Origin of the sequence: Aeromonas sp. S19(2024) (assembly GCF_041402625.1) — a bacterium.
In the GTDB taxonomy this organism is placed as follows: domain Bacteria; phylum Pseudomonadota; class Gammaproteobacteria; order Enterobacterales; family Aeromonadaceae; genus Aeromonas; species Aeromonas caviae.
On sequence record NZ_JBGLQU010000013.1, the window covers coordinates 43,102 to 59,002 of the forward strand.

Sequence of the window (15,901 nt, forward strand, 5' to 3'; positions counted from 1 at the left end):
CTAGTTTTTCTCCAGTTCGCGGAACATCTCGATGGCCCTCACCCGTGCAACGGCATGATCCACCATAGGGGCCGGATAATCCTGCCGCCCCTTGAGCCGCAACCAGTCGTGGGGCTCGTGGAGATAGGCAGCAGGCACATCCGCCAGCTCAGTGACCCAGGTACGAATGAACTCCCCTTGTGGATCAAATCGTTGCCCCTGGGTGGTGGGGTTGAAGACCCGGAAATAGGGCGCCGCATCGGCCCCGGTCCCCGCCGCCCACTGCCAGCCACCATTGTTGGCCGCCAGATCCCCGTCGATGAGCCGACTCATGAAGTAGTCCTCCCCGAGCCGCCAGTGGATGTGGAGATCCTTGGTGAGGAAGCTCGCCACTATCATCCGCAGCCGGTTGTGCATCCAGCCGGTGGCGTTGAGGCAGCGCATGGCCGCATCGACCACGGGGTAACCGGTGCGCCCCTCGCACCAGGCGGCGAAGGCATCCGGATCCCAGCTCCACGGCAGGGCCACCGTCTCCGGCTTGAAGGGGCGGTTCATGGAGAGGCTCGGGATCAGCACCAGCAAGTGGCGGTAGAACTCGCGCCAGATGAGCTCGTTGAGCCAGACGAAACCGGGTTGGGCCTTCGACTGGGGCCGGTAGCCGAGACGCTGCTGCAGCGCCCCCACGCACTGGCGGGCACTGATGATGCCCGCCGCCAGATAGGGGGAGAGCACGGAGGTGCCCGCCAGCGCCGGAAAGTCCCGGGTCTCGCCGTAATCGAGCACCGCCTGATCCAGAAAAGCGTGCAACCGGCGGCTCGCCTCAGCCTCCCCCACCGGCCAGCGGGTGTCCGGCGTCAGATCCCCCAGCCCGTCGTCCACCCACTCCCGCTCGGCCAGGGGCAGCCACGGCAACGGCTCGCCGCGTGGTGCGGGGGCACGGTGAATGACGAAGCCATCCTCCTCGAGAGCCTTGAGCCAGGCGCGGCTGAAGGGGGTGAAGACCTTGAACATCTCCCCCGACCCGGTCAGCACCCGACCGGGCGGCAGCACGCAGCAGCCGTTGAACCAGTGGCTGGTCATGCCCTGCTCCCCCAGCGCGGCGCTGACGGCGTGGTCGCGGCGCAGCTCGTCAATCTCGATGGCCTGGTTGGCGTAGAGCTGGCTCACCCCGAGCTCCCGGCAAAGCGCCGTCAGCGCCGTCGGCACCTCGGCAAAGGTCTCGACCCGCAGCAGATGAAGCGGAATGCCGAGGGCCGCCAGCTCGCGGCCCATGGCATCCACCTGTGCCAGCATGAAGCGCTGGCGGACCGGGGCCAGCTTGTGCTGCTGCCACTGGGTCGGCGAGACGATGAAGAGTGCGGCGACCGGTTCATCTCCGGCGCAGGCGTGGCGCAGGGCCGGGTTGTCGGCCAGACGCAGATCGTTGCGAAACCAGACCAGCCTCATGACGGTGTTCTCCCGCCCTTGCCCTTCGCCTTGGCAGTGCGGGGCGTCGCACTGACCTCTGCCAGGGTGGCGTGCCAGTTGCGGGCACGCCGCCACGGCTCATCGTAGAGGCGTCCCAGCTCGCCAAAGAAGCGGGTGCCCTCAGGCCATTCGGCTGCCTGGTCCTGCTTGCCGAGCCCGGCCCCCAGCAGGATCAGCCAGGGGGGAGTGGCGCGCCCCTCCAGCAAGGTGGCATGGCGGGGCTCCACCGCCCCCAGCAGTTGCACCTCATATCCCTGACCGATGAGCTCATACGCAGCCCAGACAAGATCCAGCGACCCCACCTGCCCCCAGCTTGCCAGGGTGACGGGGACGCCCTTCTCCTGCTCGATGAGGTGGCGGGCGAAACGGGTATGCAGCCAGCCGAGCCACACCTGTTGCAGCAACTCGCCATCGGGGCGCTCGCGCCACAGCCCCAGCAGCCGCTCCACCAGGGGCTGCAGCACCCGGCTTCGCACCAGCTCGAAGGGGTAGCTCGCCAGCAGATCGCCAAGCTCGGCCTCCGCCTTGCGCTGGTTGAAGGCGAGCAGCGCCTGGCTGAACTGCTCCAGGGTCTGCTGCCAGTGATCGCTCACTGGCGCACTCTGGGGCTCGCTCAACAGCCCCTTCACCTGACCTATGCTCACTCCCCGCTCCAGCCAGCTCAGGATCTCGCCTATCTGGCGGATATCCTGTTCGCTGTAGAGGCGATGGCCCTTCTCGGTTCGGGCCGGTTGCACCAGCCCGTAGCGGCGCTGCCAGGCGCGCAGGGTGACGGCGTTGACGCCGGTGAGGCGGGAGACCTCGCGAATGGGGTAGACGCCCTCGTCGGGGAGAGGCGCGGCTGCTTGTGATTCATCAGACATGAGAGAGTCCATCAGACGTTGGGAAGAGGCCCCGGTCATCCACCAGGGCCTGCACAGAGGGTTCAGAGCCCGTAGCGCAGCTTGAGCGTGTCGGGATGAAGGTCGAGGTAGGCCTGATCGGCCAAATCCAGCCACACCTTCACAGCCCGTAACGCAATTTCAGCGTGTCGGGATGGGGATTGAGGTACACCTGCTCGGCGAGATAGGGGTTCGGGTACTCGCGCAGGTAGTGGCGGATCAGGGTAAGGGGCACCAGCAACGGGAAGACGCCGGTGCGGTACTTGTCGATGGTGTCGCACAGCTCCTGCTTCTGGGCCGGGGTCAGCACCCGCTTGAAGTAGCCCTGCAGGTGCATCAGCACATTGGTGTGGCTGCGGCGGTTGGCCCGCAGGGTCAGCGCCGCCATCAACCCCTGGATGTAGCTGTCGGCCACCTCCTGCAGGTTGGCCTTGCCAAGGTTGGCGAGCAGGCGCCCCAGCGCCCGGTAGTGGGTGGTGGCGTGGGAGAGCACCAGGTACTTGTAGCGTGAATGGAAGCGGATCAGGGCTGAGGCGGTGATCCCCCGGGCGCAGAGCTGCTGCCAGTCGTGGTAGGCGAAGACCCGCAGCACGAAGTTCTCCCGCAGGATGGGGTCGCACAGGCGGCCATCTTCCTCCACCGGCAGCAGGGGGTTGGCCTCCATCAGCGCCTTGGCGAAGAGGCCGACCCCCTCCTTGGCGCTCCCCTCGTTGTTGGCGCCATAGATACGCACCCGCTCCATGCCGCAGCTGGGGGACTTGGCGCAGAGGATGTAGCCGGAGAGGAAGTCGAGCTGTCGTGCCTTCTGCTCACTGAAGGCAATCAGCTTGTCGGTGACGTCGAAGCTGCCGTTGCTTGCCTCGGCCCGCACCTCGCCCTGGCGCTTCACCAGCCGGATGGCGGCGCGGGGTGCGCCCAGGCCAATGGCCATCTCGGGGCAGACGGGGTGATAGTCGAAATGGGCGCCCAGATCCCGTTCGCAGAAACTGGATCGTTTGTGGCCCCCGTCGAAGCGCACTTCCTGGCCGAGCAGACAGGCACTGATACCGACCTTGATCTTGTACATGATGAAGCCCCTTGTATAAGCCTTGAGTAAGTTATAGCAGTTATACAAAAAATTGGAAGCTGTATAACTATTGCGAACTGATACGGCCAGGGGGCGGCGGGCGGATCTGCCCCCATAAAAAAAAACCCATGACCGAAGTCATGGGTAAAGGTGAAGACCCTGCAGGAAGGATGATCAGAAGCTGTATTTCACACCCAGGCTGGAGATGGAGCCTTTTTGCAGATCCCAGTTGCGATAGGTGTAGTCGGCGGTGAGGGCCAGGTTCTGGGTCAGCTTGTAGGCCGCCCCCGCCTTGAAGTCGTGCATGTCGTCGGTCATGTTGGCGTAGCGATAGCCGGTGGAGAGCTCGACGGCGCCGATGTCGTAGCGCAGGCCCACTTCTCCGTAGAGGCTGCCGCTCTTCTTGCGGGCCAGGGTATCCCAACCGGAATGGTTCACGTCGGAGGCCAGCTCCCGTTCCAGGCTGTAGCCCATCAGGCCGGTTTCACCGTAGAGGTTCAGGCCGGTGCTGAGGGGGGTGTAGACACCCATCCCCAGGCTGGAGATGGCCATGCTGTCGTTGCCGCTGCTGCGGGAGGTGTATTCGCTACCGATCCGGCCATAGACATTGCTGGTGAAGCTCTTGGAGAGATCCAGGCTGAGGCCGCCGAAGTCGCGGTTCTCCCCATCCTTGCCACCGATGTAGTCAGACTTGGTGTGGGCCCAGGTGGCAGAGCCCTTGGCATAGCTGAAGGCATCTTGCGCCAGGACGGAGGTGGAAGAGAGACCGGCCAGAACCAGAACAGACAGTGCGATCTTTTGCATTTTGTTGACTCCATGGGTTGAGTTAGGCGGACCTAACTGGAATGGAGCCATTGTGACGGGCAAAGGGGGCAACGCCGAGGAGCAAGCTGTTGCCAAACCATGTCAGATGTAAGCGGATATTGCTGGCGGTTACTGGTGCAACACTCTGCGGGGGAGCGAGGGCTCCCCCGCCGTCATCCTAGCGGAACTCCACCTCGTCGATCTGCACCCGCACCAGCGGCTTGCCGGTGAGGCCGGCGGGTCGTGCCAGCTCGATGGCCCGGGAGGTGCGTGCCTCCCCCTTGCGCAGGTAGGAGTCAGGCAGGCGGTTCTCCCCGACCCAGAAGCGCACGGGCTCGCTCGAGAGCTGCACCCCGTCGGCGCTGAACAGGGTCAGGCTGCCGTTGACGCGCACCACGTTGCGACTGCCGGTGTTGCTCACCACGAACTGCAGGCTGAGGGGATCGTCCCCCGCCACCTGGTCCAGCTTCACCGTGATGCCGTCCCGGGTCGCCTGGGAGAGCAAGTCGGGATGGGCCATGGCCTGCTCGGTCAGCACCGGGGCCGCGACACTCGCCGTCACTGCCTGACCGGCTACCGTGGCTGCCGGCTTGACCAGCAGGTATTCCCAGGTGAAATCGTCATTGAGTTGCACCTGGCGACCATCCGGCAAGGTGATCTGGTGCAGGGGAGCCGCCTCGGCCAGCAGAGGGCACAGACAGAGGGCGACCAGCAGTCGGGAGAGGGGTTTCATGGGCAGGCACTCGATAAAGGATGCGAAGGGGGCAGTATAAAGAGTCGTGCCCTCCTTGCCTATGACCCCCCTCACGTTACGCCCTCGGTCAAATGACCAGGGGGTGGGGATCCTCCAGCGTGGCAAGATCCAGGGTCACCAGATCGAACTGGGCACTCCTGAGGGCCTTCTGGATGGTGGGCTGCATGTCGAACACCAGGGCCCGCAGCCGTTCGGGCACCCGGATCCTCGCAAGGGTGGTGACCCTGTCACCCAGGGTATGGAAGAAGACCTGGGCTCCCCCCAGCCCCATGTCCACCAGCATCTGCTCGGCCATGTCGACCATCCGCAGGTGCCGCCTGTCCAGGGAGGCCATATCGACAAACCGCCGGCTCAGGCAGGCCTCCCCCACGTCTCCCCAGAGCGCCAGTTGCCGCTTGTGAAAGCCGTAGCGAAAATCCCGGTTGGTCATCCCCTGCTCGGCAAAGATCCAGAGGGTGTTGGCGGGCAGGCTGTGGAATCGGCGCAGGTACTCCCGCTTCTCCTCCACCGAGGCCGACATCAGCAGCGGCGGGCCCTCTTCATGTTCGAGCTGCTGGCAGAGGTAGCGCACCGGGTCGGTCACCTCGGCGAGGTGGCCCAGGTGGGCGCTGAAGATCATCTCGTCGGTCTTGAGCACCTGATGGGGGATGCCGTAGTGCCGGCAGTAGCGCTGTGCCCTGGCCACCGACTGGCGGCTGAGGGTGGGGTTGTCCAGGGTGATGGCGCGAAATCGCACCCCGCTGGCCCGGCACAGATCCATGCTGTAGCAGGATTCCAGTCGGCCGGAGAAGGAGACAAGCAGTTCGCTGTAACCGGCCAGGGTGTTGATGAGCCTCTGTTCCCTGGCTTGAAAGGTCTGATCGTATCCCCGATGCAGCGCAACGACATTGGCATCCATAACAACAACTCCGGATGATGAACTGGATACCATTTTGCCCGCACCAAGCTGAATATACACTTAAAGAGCATGGATAAAGCTGTACGTTATTTGCCCTCAATCAAGGTTTTGCACACTTTTTTCGCTGCGAAGCGAAACTGGCTCTCCTCAGGCAGGCAACAACCCCTGAGCGATCAGATGCGCCCGGCACCGGGCCGGATCGGTGAAGATCAGCCCCCGCAGACCGAGCGCCTCGGCCGCCGCCACGTTGGCCGGGCTGTCGTCGATAAAGAGGCACTCCCCAGCCTTGAGGTCGAACGACACCAGCAGATAGCGGTAGATGTCGGGCTCGGGTTTGAGCATCCGCACCCGGGCCGACACCACCTTGCCGCTGAAGAAGCGCCAGAAGGACTGATGCTGCTCCAGCCAGTCGATGCTGGCGTGCCCCATGTTGGAGAGGGCATAGAGGGGGTGGCCTGCACCGTGCAGTTCTTCGATAAGCGCCACCATGGCGGGATCCGGCACAAGGGAGGACGGCACCGCCTGCAAGATGGCCAGATTCTCCGCCATCGACAGGCCGGTGCGCCCCTGCGCCTGACGGGCCATGGTGTGCAGAGAGAGGGTCCCCCTGTCCACCTCCAGCCAGTCCGGGTGGTTGAACAGCTGCTCCGCGATCCCAGTCGCCCCCTCGGGTCCGCGCACCCCACTCACTATGGCCACCGGATCCCAGCGCACCACCACCCTGCCCAGATCGAAGATCACCGCCATCGTCTCGTCCCCTCTATGTGTTGTTGCCACGGATGTGGTCACGGCGGTTGCCATAAACAGGGACCAGAACGACGCTCACTCTCCCTCGGCAACCCGAGCCACCACCCTGCCCCGTTCAACGCCCCCGGGCAAGTTTTACTTGCATCGCACCGCCAAATCCCTTAATGGTTATGGCGTTACATTCAGGACACGCCCATGAACACACCATTCTTCTTTGTTTTCTCGTTTACCCGGCCCACATGAGGGAAGGCCCGTCGTCACGTGAACCATTCGCGTAAACAGAAACCAAAGACGAATCGAGCCTCCCCAGCGGAGGCTTTTTTTTGCACCACACACCACAGAATCACTGGATAGGGAACCACCATGGCAACGCTCGACGAGATCAGACACGACATCACCCAGTTGGATCAGGAGCTGCTCGCCCTGCTGGCCAAACGCAAGACCCTCAGCATCGAGGTCGCCCGCGCCAAGCAGGCCAATCCCCGTCCCATCCGTGACCACCAGCGCGAGCAGGACTTGCTGGTCGCCCTGATCCAGAAAGGGCGCGCCCTCGGACTGGATGCCCAGTACATCACCCGCATCTACCACACCATCATCGAAGACTCCGTGCTCTCCCAGCAGGCCTACCTGCAGAGCCTGCTCAACCCCCAGCAGCAGGAGCCCATGACCAGCGTCGCCTACCTGGGACCGCGCGGCTCCTACTCGAGCCTGGCCGCCCGCAAGTACCTGGCCCGCTACAAGGATCAGGTGATCGAGGTGAACTGCCAGAACTTCCGCGAGGTGCTGGACACGGTGGAGTCGGGCCGCGCCGCCTTCGGGGTGCTGCCCATCGAGAACACCAGCTCGGGCTCCATCAACGAGGTGTACGACGTGATGCAGCACACCACCCTCTCCATCGTGGGTGAGCTCACCTATCCCATCGAGCACTGCATCCTCACCGCCGTGCCCACTGAGATCGAACGCATCAAGACCTTCTACGCCCATCCCCAGGTGTTCCAGCAGTGCTCCCATTACCTCAGCAAGCTGGAAGGAGCGCGCCACGAGATCTGCGACTCCTCCTCCAGCGCCATGATGAAGGTGAAGGAGCTGGCAAGCCCGGAGGCGGCGGCCATCGGCAGCGCCGCCGGCGGCGAGCTCTACGGCCTGGACGTGCTGGCCGAGCAGCTCGCCAACCAGAAGGAGAATTACAGCCGCTTCATCGTGGTGGCGCGCAAGCCCATCGACGTAGCGCCCCAGATCCCGGCCAAGACCACCCTCATCATGTCCACCTCCCAGAAGCCGGGCTCCCTGGTGGAGGCGCTGCTGGTGCTGCGCAGCCACGAGATCAACATGACCAAGCTGGAATCCCGTCCGGTGCAGGGCAACCCCTGGGAGGAGATGTTCTACCTGGATGTCTCCGCCAACCTGCAGACCCCGGCCATGCAGGCCGCCCTGCTGGAGCTGACCAAGATCACCCGCTACATCAAGGTGCTGGGCTGCTACCCGAGCGAAGACGTCAAGCCGACCGCCGTGCCGCCCGTCTTGATGGGCAGCTGATGGGGAGCGGATCACGCCCCTGCCACACAAAGGCGAGCCCCGGCTCGCCTTTGTGCTCTCTGCTCCCTCCCCGTGAGACGCGGCCCAGTCCCGCCCTTCCCTTCCGGCGTTAAACCGCCCTCCACCCCCTTCCTCGTGGACCCGGGATCCTGGCGCTGCTGTCTTTCCACTCACCATCAGGCCATCTTCCTCCCGTTGCGGCCCCCTTTTGCCGCCTGCCGGGCCTTTCTATCGTTTGGCTTTATTTAACGACATGGCTATATCGTTAGATTTCCCTAAACAAAAAAGGCCGCCATTCCGGCGCCCGGGCGCCTCTTGTACTACCTCAGCCCCCTTTTTCCTCGCCACAGGCCGGATCCCGCCCGGCCCCTCAACCACGGTTATCCTCACCGCAGGCCCTATCCGTCCAAGGCGCCAGCCCCGGTTATTCCCCGCAGATCCGAGCTCTTTCCCGGCCAAACAAAAAGGCGAGCCTGCGCTCGCCTTTGTCTGTACCGTGATGATCGCCGGGCTCATGCCGGCGCCCCCCGGACCCGCCCTAGAACTGGCCCGCCATCAGCTGGTTCAGGTGATAGAGGTTGCGGGTATCGAGCTCCAGCTCGGTGGCATAGGTGTTGCCACGGGGATAGGTCGCCACCACCCGGGCACCGCGCACCATGCCCGCCACCGACACATCCAGGGAGTTGGAGGTCTGGGTCAGGTCCTTGTAGCTGCTCTGGCCGCGCACCTGCTGGCCGTTGAGCTGCTCCGCCAGCTCCCGGTAGGCGTCCATCTTGGAGGCGCGGATCGCCTGCAACATCTTCTCGGACTGGGAGGGACCGGGCTGGATGTCGATCACCGCATACCCCACCGCCTTGAGCACCGGGAAGTCATCGGGCTTCTCGCCCACGTCATAGTTCACCACCCGGTTGCCACTGCACGCCGTCAGCAACATGGCCATCAGGCAACCCAACAAGATTTTCATCGCTGTTTCCCCGTTTTCCTGTTCACCACACCCGATGTTTCACGGCTCAATATCAGCCAGCCCGCTTCACGCTTCATGACGCGCCACCTCAAGGGGTCAGGTTGACCAGATGACCGGACGGGCTCTGGCCCCCCCGCATCAGGTAACCGCGATTGATGGAGGCCCGGCCAAAGGAGTTGCTGGCACCGGACAAATATTGTTTCGGGATCAGGCTCTGGGCCGTGGTCTCGACCATCTTGGTGCGCAGATCGATGATGCGGGCGTTGACCAGGATCCCCTGCTGATTGCGGCTGAAAGTGCCGGTCAGGATGCGGGAGATGGGTAGCCGGGACGAGAGATCCTTGTAGTTGCGGCTCATCACGAAGTCCCCCTGCGGGGTCACCTGGATGTTGCCCGTGGTCTTGAAGTCCACCACCACCTCACCGCGCCGGTTCAGCTCGTAGATGAAGCTCTCCTCGATCTGCTGCCCCATCCAGTTGGTGTCCTTCAGGGTGTCGAGATCGACAAAGGAGGCGACCGCAATGGGCTCGGTCAGGGTCGTGAGGGACTTGCGCTCCATCAGCTGATCCGTCATGCGGGCCACCAGCCAGTTGAGCTCCATCCCCTTCGCCGCCTGGCGGGGGTCTCCCAGCTCCCGATTGATGGGGTCGGCCGACCCGCAACCGACCAATGCCAGCGCCACCGCCAGCACCGTGATAACTCTCTTCATGGATACCTTTCCTGTATCTGCACCTGACCTGTTATCGGTCGCAACCGCCAACACTTGAGGCAGGAATGCGCGCAGGATCCTCGATGATCCCAGGGCAAAGGCGCGCACTGTGCCACCGGAGCCCACCGCGCGGGCTCCGGTCAGGGAAGAAGGCATGGTTCTTGCTTTTATTTGGTCACCCGCTCCGGTGCAGACCGGATCTGTGTCCAGGATCCCTGACCCGCCCCACCGGCGGCAGTGGGGTCGCCCACTCAAGGTGTTTGTTATGAAAGTTTCGCTGCTGTTCACCCTGCTGCTGGCCAGCCTGTCGGCCAGGGCCGAACTTATCGAGGCCCAGGGCAGTGCCGCCATTCTGGGGGGCGACGAGGTCTACGCCCGCGAGCAGGCGACCCGGGATGCCCTGCGCCAGGCGCTGCTGGCCAGCGGTGCCTCCGTTTCCAGCATCCAGCGCCTGGAAAACGGCAGCCTGCGATCCGAGCAGATCCAGATCCGCTCCGGCGGCGACATCCGCCAGTACCGCCTCAAGCGCGAAGAGGTGCGCAACGGCCGCATGTACATCACCCTCGTGGCCGACATCCAGGCGGAGCGGCAGATCTGTCAGACCCAGCACTACGCCAAGGATTTGACGCTGGTGCGCCTGCGCATGCGCTACCCGGACCAGGCGAGCACCGGTGCCCTGGACGACATGCCCGCCGATCTCTCCCGCCGGCTGTTTGAAACCCTGGCGACGACGCCCCAGGTGGTCGCACGCCAGTGGCTGGACGAGAACCTGCGCATCGACCCTCTCCATCTGCAACAGGGGGATCGCAGCGCCCTCGAGGAGATCAAGGCCCTGAGCCTGCGCACCGACAGCCAGTATCTGGTGCTCGGCAGCATCGACGACCTCTCCCTCGAGCCCCAGGGCAACGCCCTCACCAGCTGGTATGAGGATCCCGTGCGCAATTTCTCCATGCAGCTCTACCTGTTCGACGGCATCAACGGCAGCCTGCTCGGCCGCAAGGAGTACAAGGGCCGCGCCAACTGGACCTTCTCCAAGCGGGAGCAGGTGGGCAGCAGCGGCGGCCAGTTCTGGCAGTCGAGCTTTGGCCAGGAGGTGGGCTACCAGTTGAAAGAGGCGGCCCAGGACATCGCCGCCGAACTCGCCTGTGCCCCCGTCACCGCCCGGATCGTGGCCCAGCACGAGCGCGGCCCCCACATCAACCTGGGCCGTCGCAACGGGGTCAAACTCGGGGACCAGTTCCGGGTCCAGCACAGCGCCGACTTCGTCGACCCCTATGGCAAGTCCCGCGTGATGCGCAACCCCGCAGATGGTCTGTTCGAGGTGGTGCAGGTGTTCGAGGATGGCGCCATCATCAGCAGTCAGAACAAATATTCACCGTTCAATGTCCAAATCGGTGACCTGGCCGTATTGGAATAGGAATCAAGGGTTTAAAAGCACAATGCTTCTTGTATAATGCCCGCCACAAGGTTCCCGTAGCTCAGCAGGATAGAGCGGTCCCCTCCTAAGGGACAGGCCACTGGTTCGACTCCAGTCGGGAGCGCCATACAAAACAAGGGGTTAGCGTCGTCATGGTGCTAACCCCTTGGTCGTTTTTGGCCTGGGGTACCACACGGGGTACCACAGCGCGCATTCCATAGCTAGAAACTAGAGAAGCAAATAAGTCTCATTTCAATTAATTTCAGATATACATTACCTCCATGAACCTACCCAAGGGACTGCTCTGTTCAGTCCCTTTTTCATTGGAGATTTCTCATGGCTCACCTGATCGATACGATGGCCTACACCGGCCAAACCCCTTGGCATGGCCTTGGCAATGTCTTACCCCCGCAACAATCTCTCGATATCTGGCTGCAGGCAGCCGGGATGAATTGGACCATCGAGCAGAGTGACGTGATGTTTAACGTCGCCTCCGATGCACTGCATATCCGTCCCTACAGCGGCAGCAAGGTGCTTTATCGCTCCGATACCCTCACCCCTCTGTCGGTGGTCTCAAGCCGCTACAACGTGGTACAGCCTCACGAGGTGCTGCATTTCTATCAAGACCTGGTGGAAGCCGGTGGCTTTGAGCTAGAAACAGCAGGCTCGCTCAAAGGTGGCCGCAAGCTGTGGGCACTGGCTAAGACCGGCCAGGATCTAAAACTCAAAGGCAATGACTTGGTAAAGTCCTATCTACTGCTGGCAACCAGCTGCGACGGCACGCTCTGCACCACGGCACAGTTCACCTCGCTGCGAGTGGTCTGCAACAACACCCTGCAGATGGCACTGCGTGGCACTACCGGAGCCATCAAGGTGCCCCACTCCACTCAGTTCGATGCCGCTGCCGTCAAAGAGTCGCTTGGGCTCGGGCTGTCTCATTGGGATGAGTTCAAGACGCAGACCAAGGCGTTGGCACAACGGCCCGTAGCCCCTGAAGAGGCACTGCGCTTTTTCAGCGACCTGTTGGCGCAACCGCTGGATGAGGAGAGCATCATTCTCACCAAGCCGGTACAACGGCTGCATGAGCTCTATCAGGGCGCGGGTATGGGCTCAGAGCTTGCCAGCTCCCGTAATACCGCCTGGGGGCTGGTCAATGCGGTCACCGAATACGTGGATCACCACCGGCGTGCCCGCAGCCAAGATCACCGGCTTGATTCCGCCTGGTTTGGTCAGGGCGCCCAACTCAAATCCCAAGCCCTGAATCAGGCACTCACTCTGCTGCAGTAATTCCGCTTCCCCATTCAAACCGCATAACGACCTCACCCGGACTGGCGCAAGCCAATCCGGGCGTCGCCATTTATGCCGTCAACAAGGAGTCGTCATGAAAGCAAAATATGGCCAAGCCTTGCGGCTGGCCTCCACTACCCAATTAACCCGCGAGCAGTGGCTCGCTATCCGCAAACTTGGCATTGGCTCCTCCGATGCCGCCGTGGCAGTGGGACTATCCCCCTACAAATGCCCGCTCAGCCTGTGGCTGGAGAAGACTGGCCGCAAGGAGCCGGAGGATATCTCCCATAAGGAAGCTGTGCTGTGGGGCATTGAGCTGGAACCTGTGCTGGCGCAGGTCTACGCCAAACGCACCGGCTTTCGTGTACGCCGAGTCAATGCAGTACTGCAACATCCCGAGCAACCCTTCATGCTCGCCAACCTCGACCGGGAGGTAGTCGGCCATCCCGATGGGCCGGGCATTCTGGAGATCAAGACCGCCAGCTATCACAGCGCCCCCCAGTGGGAGGAAGGGGTGCCGGTGGCTTACCAGTGTCAGGTACTCCATCAACTGGCCGTCACCGGCCATGCCTGGGCCGAAGTGGCTGTGCTGATCGGTGGCCAGGATTTTCGGATTTACCGCATCGAGCGTGATGAGGAGAAGATCCAAGATCTCACCGAGCGGGAAGCGCAGTTCTGGCAGATGGTGCAACAAGATCAGCAGCCAGAGCCTGACGGCTCGAGTGATGCTGCCAATGCTCTGAGCTGGCTGTTTCCACGTGATGATGGCCAGACGCTGGATCTCTCCGATTCCCCCGAGTTCAACCAGCTGTTTGGCGAACTGCTGCGCTTGCGACAGCAAAAGGAAGCCGTCGAGCTGCAGGAGTCACAAATCAAACAGCGGCTGCAAGCGACCTTGGGTGAAGCGACAGCCGGGCTGTTTGCCGATGGCAAGATCACCTGGAAGCGCAGCAAAGACCGGCTGGCGCCGGATCTGGATAAGCTCGGTCAGGATCATCCCGACCTGCTCACCCGTTACGTCAAACCGGTGCCCGGCGTGCGCCGTTTCACCATTCAACCCTTGAGGCAAACTCCATGATCAAAGGACTGGCGATCACCCCGCCCGTGATCGGGCGGATCTGCATCGGCAAGCTGGTGCAAAAACAGGATAAATGGGTACCGGAGAAGGACGACAGCTTCACCCTCACCACCCAGATACAGCAAAAGGGGGGATGGTTGCTCCATCCCCTGCATCAACACTACTCATCGCAGAAAAGTGGCCAAGGGCAGGAGCAAACCAAGATCCGCGCCATTCCGGTGCGAGTGTTATTCAACGACAGCGACCTGAATCTGCGGGCGGAATACAGCGCGTTTGACCGGCAAACCGGCAGGCCGCTCTGTGTCGGGAATGGGGAGGTGGCTAGACGTGTGGGCGCGCAAGGCATGGAGGAGGTCAGCTGCCCTGGACCAGAGCGCTGCGCCTTTGCAGGGCAACAGGGCTGCAAGCTGTACGGGCGACTGAACCTGTTTGTGGAGGGGCAAGGGGATGAGCTGGGCAGTTTTATCTTCCGCACCACCGGCTACAACTCGGTACGCACCTTGGCGGCGCGACTGAAGTACCTGGAGGCAGTGAGCGGGGGCCATACCCGCTATCTGCCGCTCACCCTGCGGTTGCGAGCCAAGAGCACCACCCTATCGTACCGCACACCGGTCTACTACGTGGATTTGACCTTGCGGGAAGAAACCAACCTGACTGAGGCAGTCAGGCAAGCACAGGAGGCCGCCCAGCGTGATCAAGAGGCGGGGCTCGCCATCGACCAGATGGAGCTGGCCGCTCGCGACCTGCTGCGCAATGGCCAATTTGAGGATATCGATGAAGAGGTGCCGATGCTGCTGGAGGAGTTCTATCCCGAAGCCAACAACGACGAAACGGCTAATGGTAACGCTGGTGTGGAGGCGACTACCTCGCATGCCGCACCGCAGAGGCCGCAACCAAGAAGGAGTCCGCTCACCAACAAATTGGGGAAAGGGACCCCATCCCCTCCCCCAGTAAATGGCGGGTGATCAGCGGGGACGCGCCAACCGCTCCACCAACCGTTCTACCGTTTCCAGCAACAGGGTTCGGTCAGCATCATCGAGCCGAGCCAGTTGCTGGCTCAGCACAATGCCCTGCTCGGTCGGGCGGTTACTGGTCTCACGCAGAAAATCCGCCAGCTCACAACCAAACAGTTGAGCGAGCTCCGCCAGCCGCACCACGGTCGGCACCACAATTCCTCGCTCCATTCGAGAGACGGCTTCCACCCCGATACTGAGGTGTTCAGCCACCTGCTCCTGAGTAAACCCTGCTTGGTTACGCTGGCGCCCAATGGCCTTACCCACGTTCTTGGCTAACTGCTCAAAGTTGATATCTGTCATAAGTCCTCCAACCAACCCCTATGGTTGGGGGTGGACTCGTTGACATGAAGAACCACAAAAGGCGAGGATCAACCCAAAAGGTTGTTGTTGGGCATTTTCTGCCTATCTAACCGGACTAGGGTTATCCCCTTCTCTACGACTTACTACCAATAGGAGTTCTCATGAAACAGCTCGTTCCATTGCTAACCCTGGCAGTCACTGCACCGAGTGCCATGGCCAGCAACATCAATGACATCTGGTCCTATCAAGACAGTGATGGCACCACCTTGGCTCAAGCGTGTAATAACAAACGTACCTGTGAGCTTATCTACAAAAACAGCCACTACCTTGCCTTGGTCAACAACCGCTCCCAAACGGGCTGTGCCACTGGCGATCTGCTGGTTGCCGAACACGCCAGTCGCAGCTTTAAGAAACTGGATACCGGCACCTGCAGCGCTTCGGCCAGTATCGAGGTCAATACCTACAATCGGCTGAACAACATCGATGTCATGGTCGGTGACCGGCTTATCAAGCGTTATCCATTAGATGCTTGGATGTGGGGAGAAATACGCAAGGCGGGTAAGGGGGCATCTTGGAAAAAGGCTGAAGATAACGCCAAAAAGCCTCAGATGCTGGATGCACCGAAAGGTCCCTCTGCACAGTGGGTGGCCGAAGAGGGGCGTTATGGCCTTCGCTATACCCTGACGCAGGGCCAGGGTTACTCACGATACGTACTGGAAATCAAATGCGCCTATCAGATGCCGGGGGCAACCTGGCCCCTGCACTCTGAACTCAGATACACCAGAGCCTACGATGCCTCAAGCAGTGTTGAGGAGATCGAAGTCAATGGTCAACGTCTGTCCGGTGAAGCCAAAAGCCAGGCCGAATGGACTCAACTCGTCAACGCGATCCTCTCCGCCTCAACCCTGAGCATCTACCGTGGGCAGGATCAAAAAGCCACATGGACGGTCAAGCCCACCAAGTTGACCTCCACTTGCGACTATTACAACGGGTGATTT

16 protein-coding genes, 1 tRNA gene and 1 other annotated feature are annotated in these 15,901 nt (G+C 62.0%); of the genes, 7 read left to right on the plus strand and 10 right to left on the minus strand.

Annotation, left to right across the window (positions count from 1 at the left end; all coding sequences use genetic code 11):
• The 7 genes from phrB to ACB037_RS18910 all read right to left on the minus strand — a co-directional run bounded on the left by phrB (nucleotide 1) and on the right by ACB037_RS18910 (nucleotide 6,596).
• Nucleotides 1–1,425 (minus strand): deoxyribodipyrimidine photo-lyase, encoded by a 1,425-nt coding sequence (gene phrB, locus ACB037_RS18880; protein WP_371175727.1) that lies wholly within the window; start codon nucleotides 1,423–1,425, stop codon nucleotides 1–3.
• The gene (locus tag ACB037_RS18885) at nucleotides 1,422–2,309 is read right to left on the minus strand and encodes a MerR family transcriptional regulator (RefSeq protein ID WP_371175728.1); all 888 of its coding nucleotides are present in this window, start codon (nucleotides 2,307–2,309) and stop codon (nucleotides 1,422–1,424) included. The genes phrB and ACB037_RS18885 overlap by 4 nt, the downstream gene beginning before the upstream one ends.
• 139 nt (nucleotides 2,310–2,448) lie before the next feature.
• Nucleotides 2,449–3,393, minus strand: coding sequence for a DUF523 and DUF1722 domain-containing protein (locus ACB037_RS18890; protein ID WP_010673317.1), 945 nt, complete (start codon nucleotides 3,391–3,393; stop codon nucleotides 2,449–2,451).
• Between the two features lie 174 nt (nucleotides 3,394–3,567).
• Entirely contained in the window at nucleotides 3,568–4,197 is a 630-nt protein-coding gene (locus ACB037_RS18895; RefSeq protein ID WP_039041374.1) for an outer membrane beta-barrel protein, read from the minus strand.
• A gap of 178 nt (nucleotides 4,198–4,375) precedes the next feature.
• Nucleotides 4,376–4,930 (minus strand): DUF3157 family protein, encoded by a 555-nt coding sequence (locus ACB037_RS18900; RefSeq protein WP_010673315.1) that lies wholly within the window; start codon nucleotides 4,928–4,930, stop codon nucleotides 4,376–4,378.
• 88 nt (nucleotides 4,931–5,018) lie between these two features.
• Nucleotides 5,019–5,849 (minus strand): hypothetical protein, encoded by an 831-nt coding sequence (locus tag ACB037_RS18905; RefSeq protein ID WP_010673314.1) that lies wholly within the window; start codon nucleotides 5,847–5,849, stop codon nucleotides 5,019–5,021.
• A 147-nt stretch (nucleotides 5,850–5,996) separates the two neighbouring features.
• Complete coding sequence (locus tag ACB037_RS18910; protein ID WP_202044483.1) at nucleotides 5,997–6,596, minus strand: HAD family phosphatase; 600 nt, start codon at nucleotides 6,594–6,596, stop codon at nucleotides 5,997–5,999.
• A gap of 191 nt (nucleotides 6,597–6,787) precedes the next feature.
• Nucleotides 6,788–6,921 (plus strand) — a sequence feature (Phe leader region).
• 38 nt (nucleotides 6,922–6,959) lie between these two features.
• Between ACB037_RS18910 and pheA the strand changes: the two genes are divergently transcribed.
• Nucleotides 6,960–8,132: a prephenate dehydratase gene (gene pheA / locus ACB037_RS18915; protein ID WP_010673312.1), complete on the plus strand. Its 1,173-nt coding sequence runs from the start codon at nucleotides 6,960–6,962 to the stop codon at nucleotides 8,130–8,132.
• Nucleotides 8,133–8,670: 538 nt separating this feature from the next.
• On the opposite strand, the gene ACB037_RS18920 is transcribed toward pheA, so the two are convergent.
• Nucleotides 8,671–9,096: an LPP20 family lipoprotein gene (locus ACB037_RS18920; protein ID WP_010673311.1), complete on the minus strand. Its 426-nt coding sequence runs from the start codon at nucleotides 9,094–9,096 to the stop codon at nucleotides 8,671–8,673.
• An 88-nt stretch (nucleotides 9,097–9,184) separates the two neighbouring features.
• The gene (locus ACB037_RS18925) at nucleotides 9,185–9,805 is read right to left on the minus strand and encodes a FlgO family outer membrane protein (protein ID WP_010673310.1); all 621 of its coding nucleotides are present in this window, start codon (nucleotides 9,803–9,805) and stop codon (nucleotides 9,185–9,187) included.
• 265 nt (nucleotides 9,806–10,070) lie between these two features.
• On the opposite strand from ACB037_RS18925, the gene ACB037_RS18930 reads away from it, so the two are divergent.
• The 5 genes from ACB037_RS18930 (at nucleotide 10,071) to ACB037_RS18950 (ending at nucleotide 14,552) form a co-directional block, all read left to right on the plus strand.
• Nucleotides 10,071–11,222 carry a flagellar assembly protein FlgT gene (locus ACB037_RS18930; protein WP_039041370.1) on the plus strand — a complete coding sequence of 384 codons (1,152 nt, stop codon included), beginning with the start codon at nucleotides 10,071–10,073 and terminating at the stop codon, nucleotides 11,220–11,222.
• Between the two features lie 50 nt (nucleotides 11,223–11,272).
• Nucleotides 11,273–11,349 (plus strand) — tRNA-Arg (locus ACB037_RS18935).
• A gap of 209 nt (nucleotides 11,350–11,558) precedes the next feature.
• Nucleotides 11,559–12,509 carry a DUF932 domain-containing protein gene (locus ACB037_RS18940; RefSeq protein ID WP_371175729.1) on the plus strand — a complete coding sequence of 317 codons (951 nt, stop codon included), beginning with the start codon at nucleotides 11,559–11,561 and terminating at the stop codon, nucleotides 12,507–12,509.
• A 94-nt stretch (nucleotides 12,510–12,603) separates the two neighbouring features.
• Nucleotides 12,604–13,587 carry a YqaJ viral recombinase family protein gene (locus ACB037_RS18945; RefSeq protein WP_371175730.1) on the plus strand — a complete coding sequence of 328 codons (984 nt, stop codon included), beginning with the start codon at nucleotides 12,604–12,606 and terminating at the stop codon, nucleotides 13,585–13,587.
• A complete protein-coding gene (locus ACB037_RS18950) occupies nucleotides 13,584–14,552 on the plus strand; it encodes a hypothetical protein (RefSeq protein ID WP_371175731.1) in 969 nt (322 codons plus the stop codon). Before ACB037_RS18945 ends, ACB037_RS18950 begins: the two co-directional genes overlap by 4 nt.
• Here the strand turns inward: ACB037_RS18950 and ACB037_RS18955 are convergent, their stop codons facing one another.
• Nucleotides 14,553–14,903: a helix-turn-helix domain-containing protein gene (locus tag ACB037_RS18955; protein WP_371175732.1), complete on the minus strand. Its 351-nt coding sequence runs from the start codon at nucleotides 14,901–14,903 to the stop codon at nucleotides 14,553–14,555. It lies immediately after the preceding gene.
• A 161-nt stretch (nucleotides 14,904–15,064) separates the two neighbouring features.
• Between ACB037_RS18955 and ACB037_RS18960 the strand changes: the two genes are divergently transcribed.
• Nucleotides 15,065–15,898: a hypothetical protein gene (locus ACB037_RS18960; RefSeq protein ID WP_371175733.1), complete on the plus strand. Its 834-nt coding sequence runs from the start codon at nucleotides 15,065–15,067 to the stop codon at nucleotides 15,896–15,898.
• Nucleotides 15,899–15,901 lie beyond the last annotated feature (3 nt).

Excerpts from the sequence above, each read along its gene's own strand:
- phrB (WP_371175727.1), bottom strand. The coding sequence starts at position 1,425 with ATGAGGCTGGTCTGGTTTCGCAACGATCTGCGTCTGGCCGACAACCCG.
- ACB037_RS18885 (WP_371175728.1), bottom strand. The coding sequence starts at position 2,309 with ATGTCTGATGAATCACAAGCAGCCGCGCCTCTCCCCGACGAGGGCGTC.
- ACB037_RS18890 (WP_010673317.1), bottom strand. The coding sequence starts at position 3,393 with ATGTACAAGATCAAGGTCGGTATCAGTGCCTGTCTGCTCGGCCAGGAA.
- ACB037_RS18895 (WP_039041374.1), bottom strand. The coding sequence starts at position 4,197 with ATGCAAAAGATCGCACTGTCTGTTCTGGTTCTGGCCGGTCTCTCTTCC.
- ACB037_RS18900 (WP_010673315.1), bottom strand. The coding sequence starts at position 4,930 with ATGAAACCCCTCTCCCGACTGCTGGTCGCCCTCTGTCTGTGCCCTCTG.
- ACB037_RS18905 (WP_010673314.1), bottom strand. The coding sequence starts at position 5,849 with ATGGATGCCAATGTCGTTGCGCTGCATCGGGGATACGATCAGACCTTT.
- ACB037_RS18910 (WP_202044483.1), bottom strand. The coding sequence starts at position 6,596 with ATGGCGGTGATCTTCGATCTGGGCAGGGTGGTGGTGCGCTGGGATCCG.
- pheA (WP_010673312.1), top strand. The coding sequence starts at position 6,960 with ATGGCAACGCTCGACGAGATCAGACACGACATCACCCAGTTGGATCAG.
- ACB037_RS18920 (WP_010673311.1), bottom strand. The coding sequence starts at position 9,096 with ATGAAAATCTTGTTGGGTTGCCTGATGGCCATGTTGCTGACGGCGTGC.
- ACB037_RS18925 (WP_010673310.1), bottom strand. The coding sequence starts at position 9,805 with ATGAAGAGAGTTATCACGGTGCTGGCGGTGGCGCTGGCATTGGTCGGT.
- ACB037_RS18930 (WP_039041370.1), top strand. The coding sequence starts at position 10,071 with ATGAAAGTTTCGCTGCTGTTCACCCTGCTGCTGGCCAGCCTGTCGGCC.
- ACB037_RS18940 (WP_371175729.1), top strand. The coding sequence starts at position 11,559 with ATGGCTCACCTGATCGATACGATGGCCTACACCGGCCAAACCCCTTGG.
- ACB037_RS18945 (WP_371175730.1), top strand. The coding sequence starts at position 12,604 with ATGAAAGCAAAATATGGCCAAGCCTTGCGGCTGGCCTCCACTACCCAA.
- ACB037_RS18950 (WP_371175731.1), top strand. The coding sequence starts at position 13,584 with ATGATCAAAGGACTGGCGATCACCCCGCCCGTGATCGGGCGGATCTGC.
- ACB037_RS18955 (WP_371175732.1), bottom strand. The coding sequence starts at position 14,903 with ATGACAGATATCAACTTTGAGCAGTTAGCCAAGAACGTGGGTAAGGCC.
- ACB037_RS18960 (WP_371175733.1), top strand. The coding sequence starts at position 15,065 with ATGAAACAGCTCGTTCCATTGCTAACCCTGGCAGTCACTGCACCGAGT.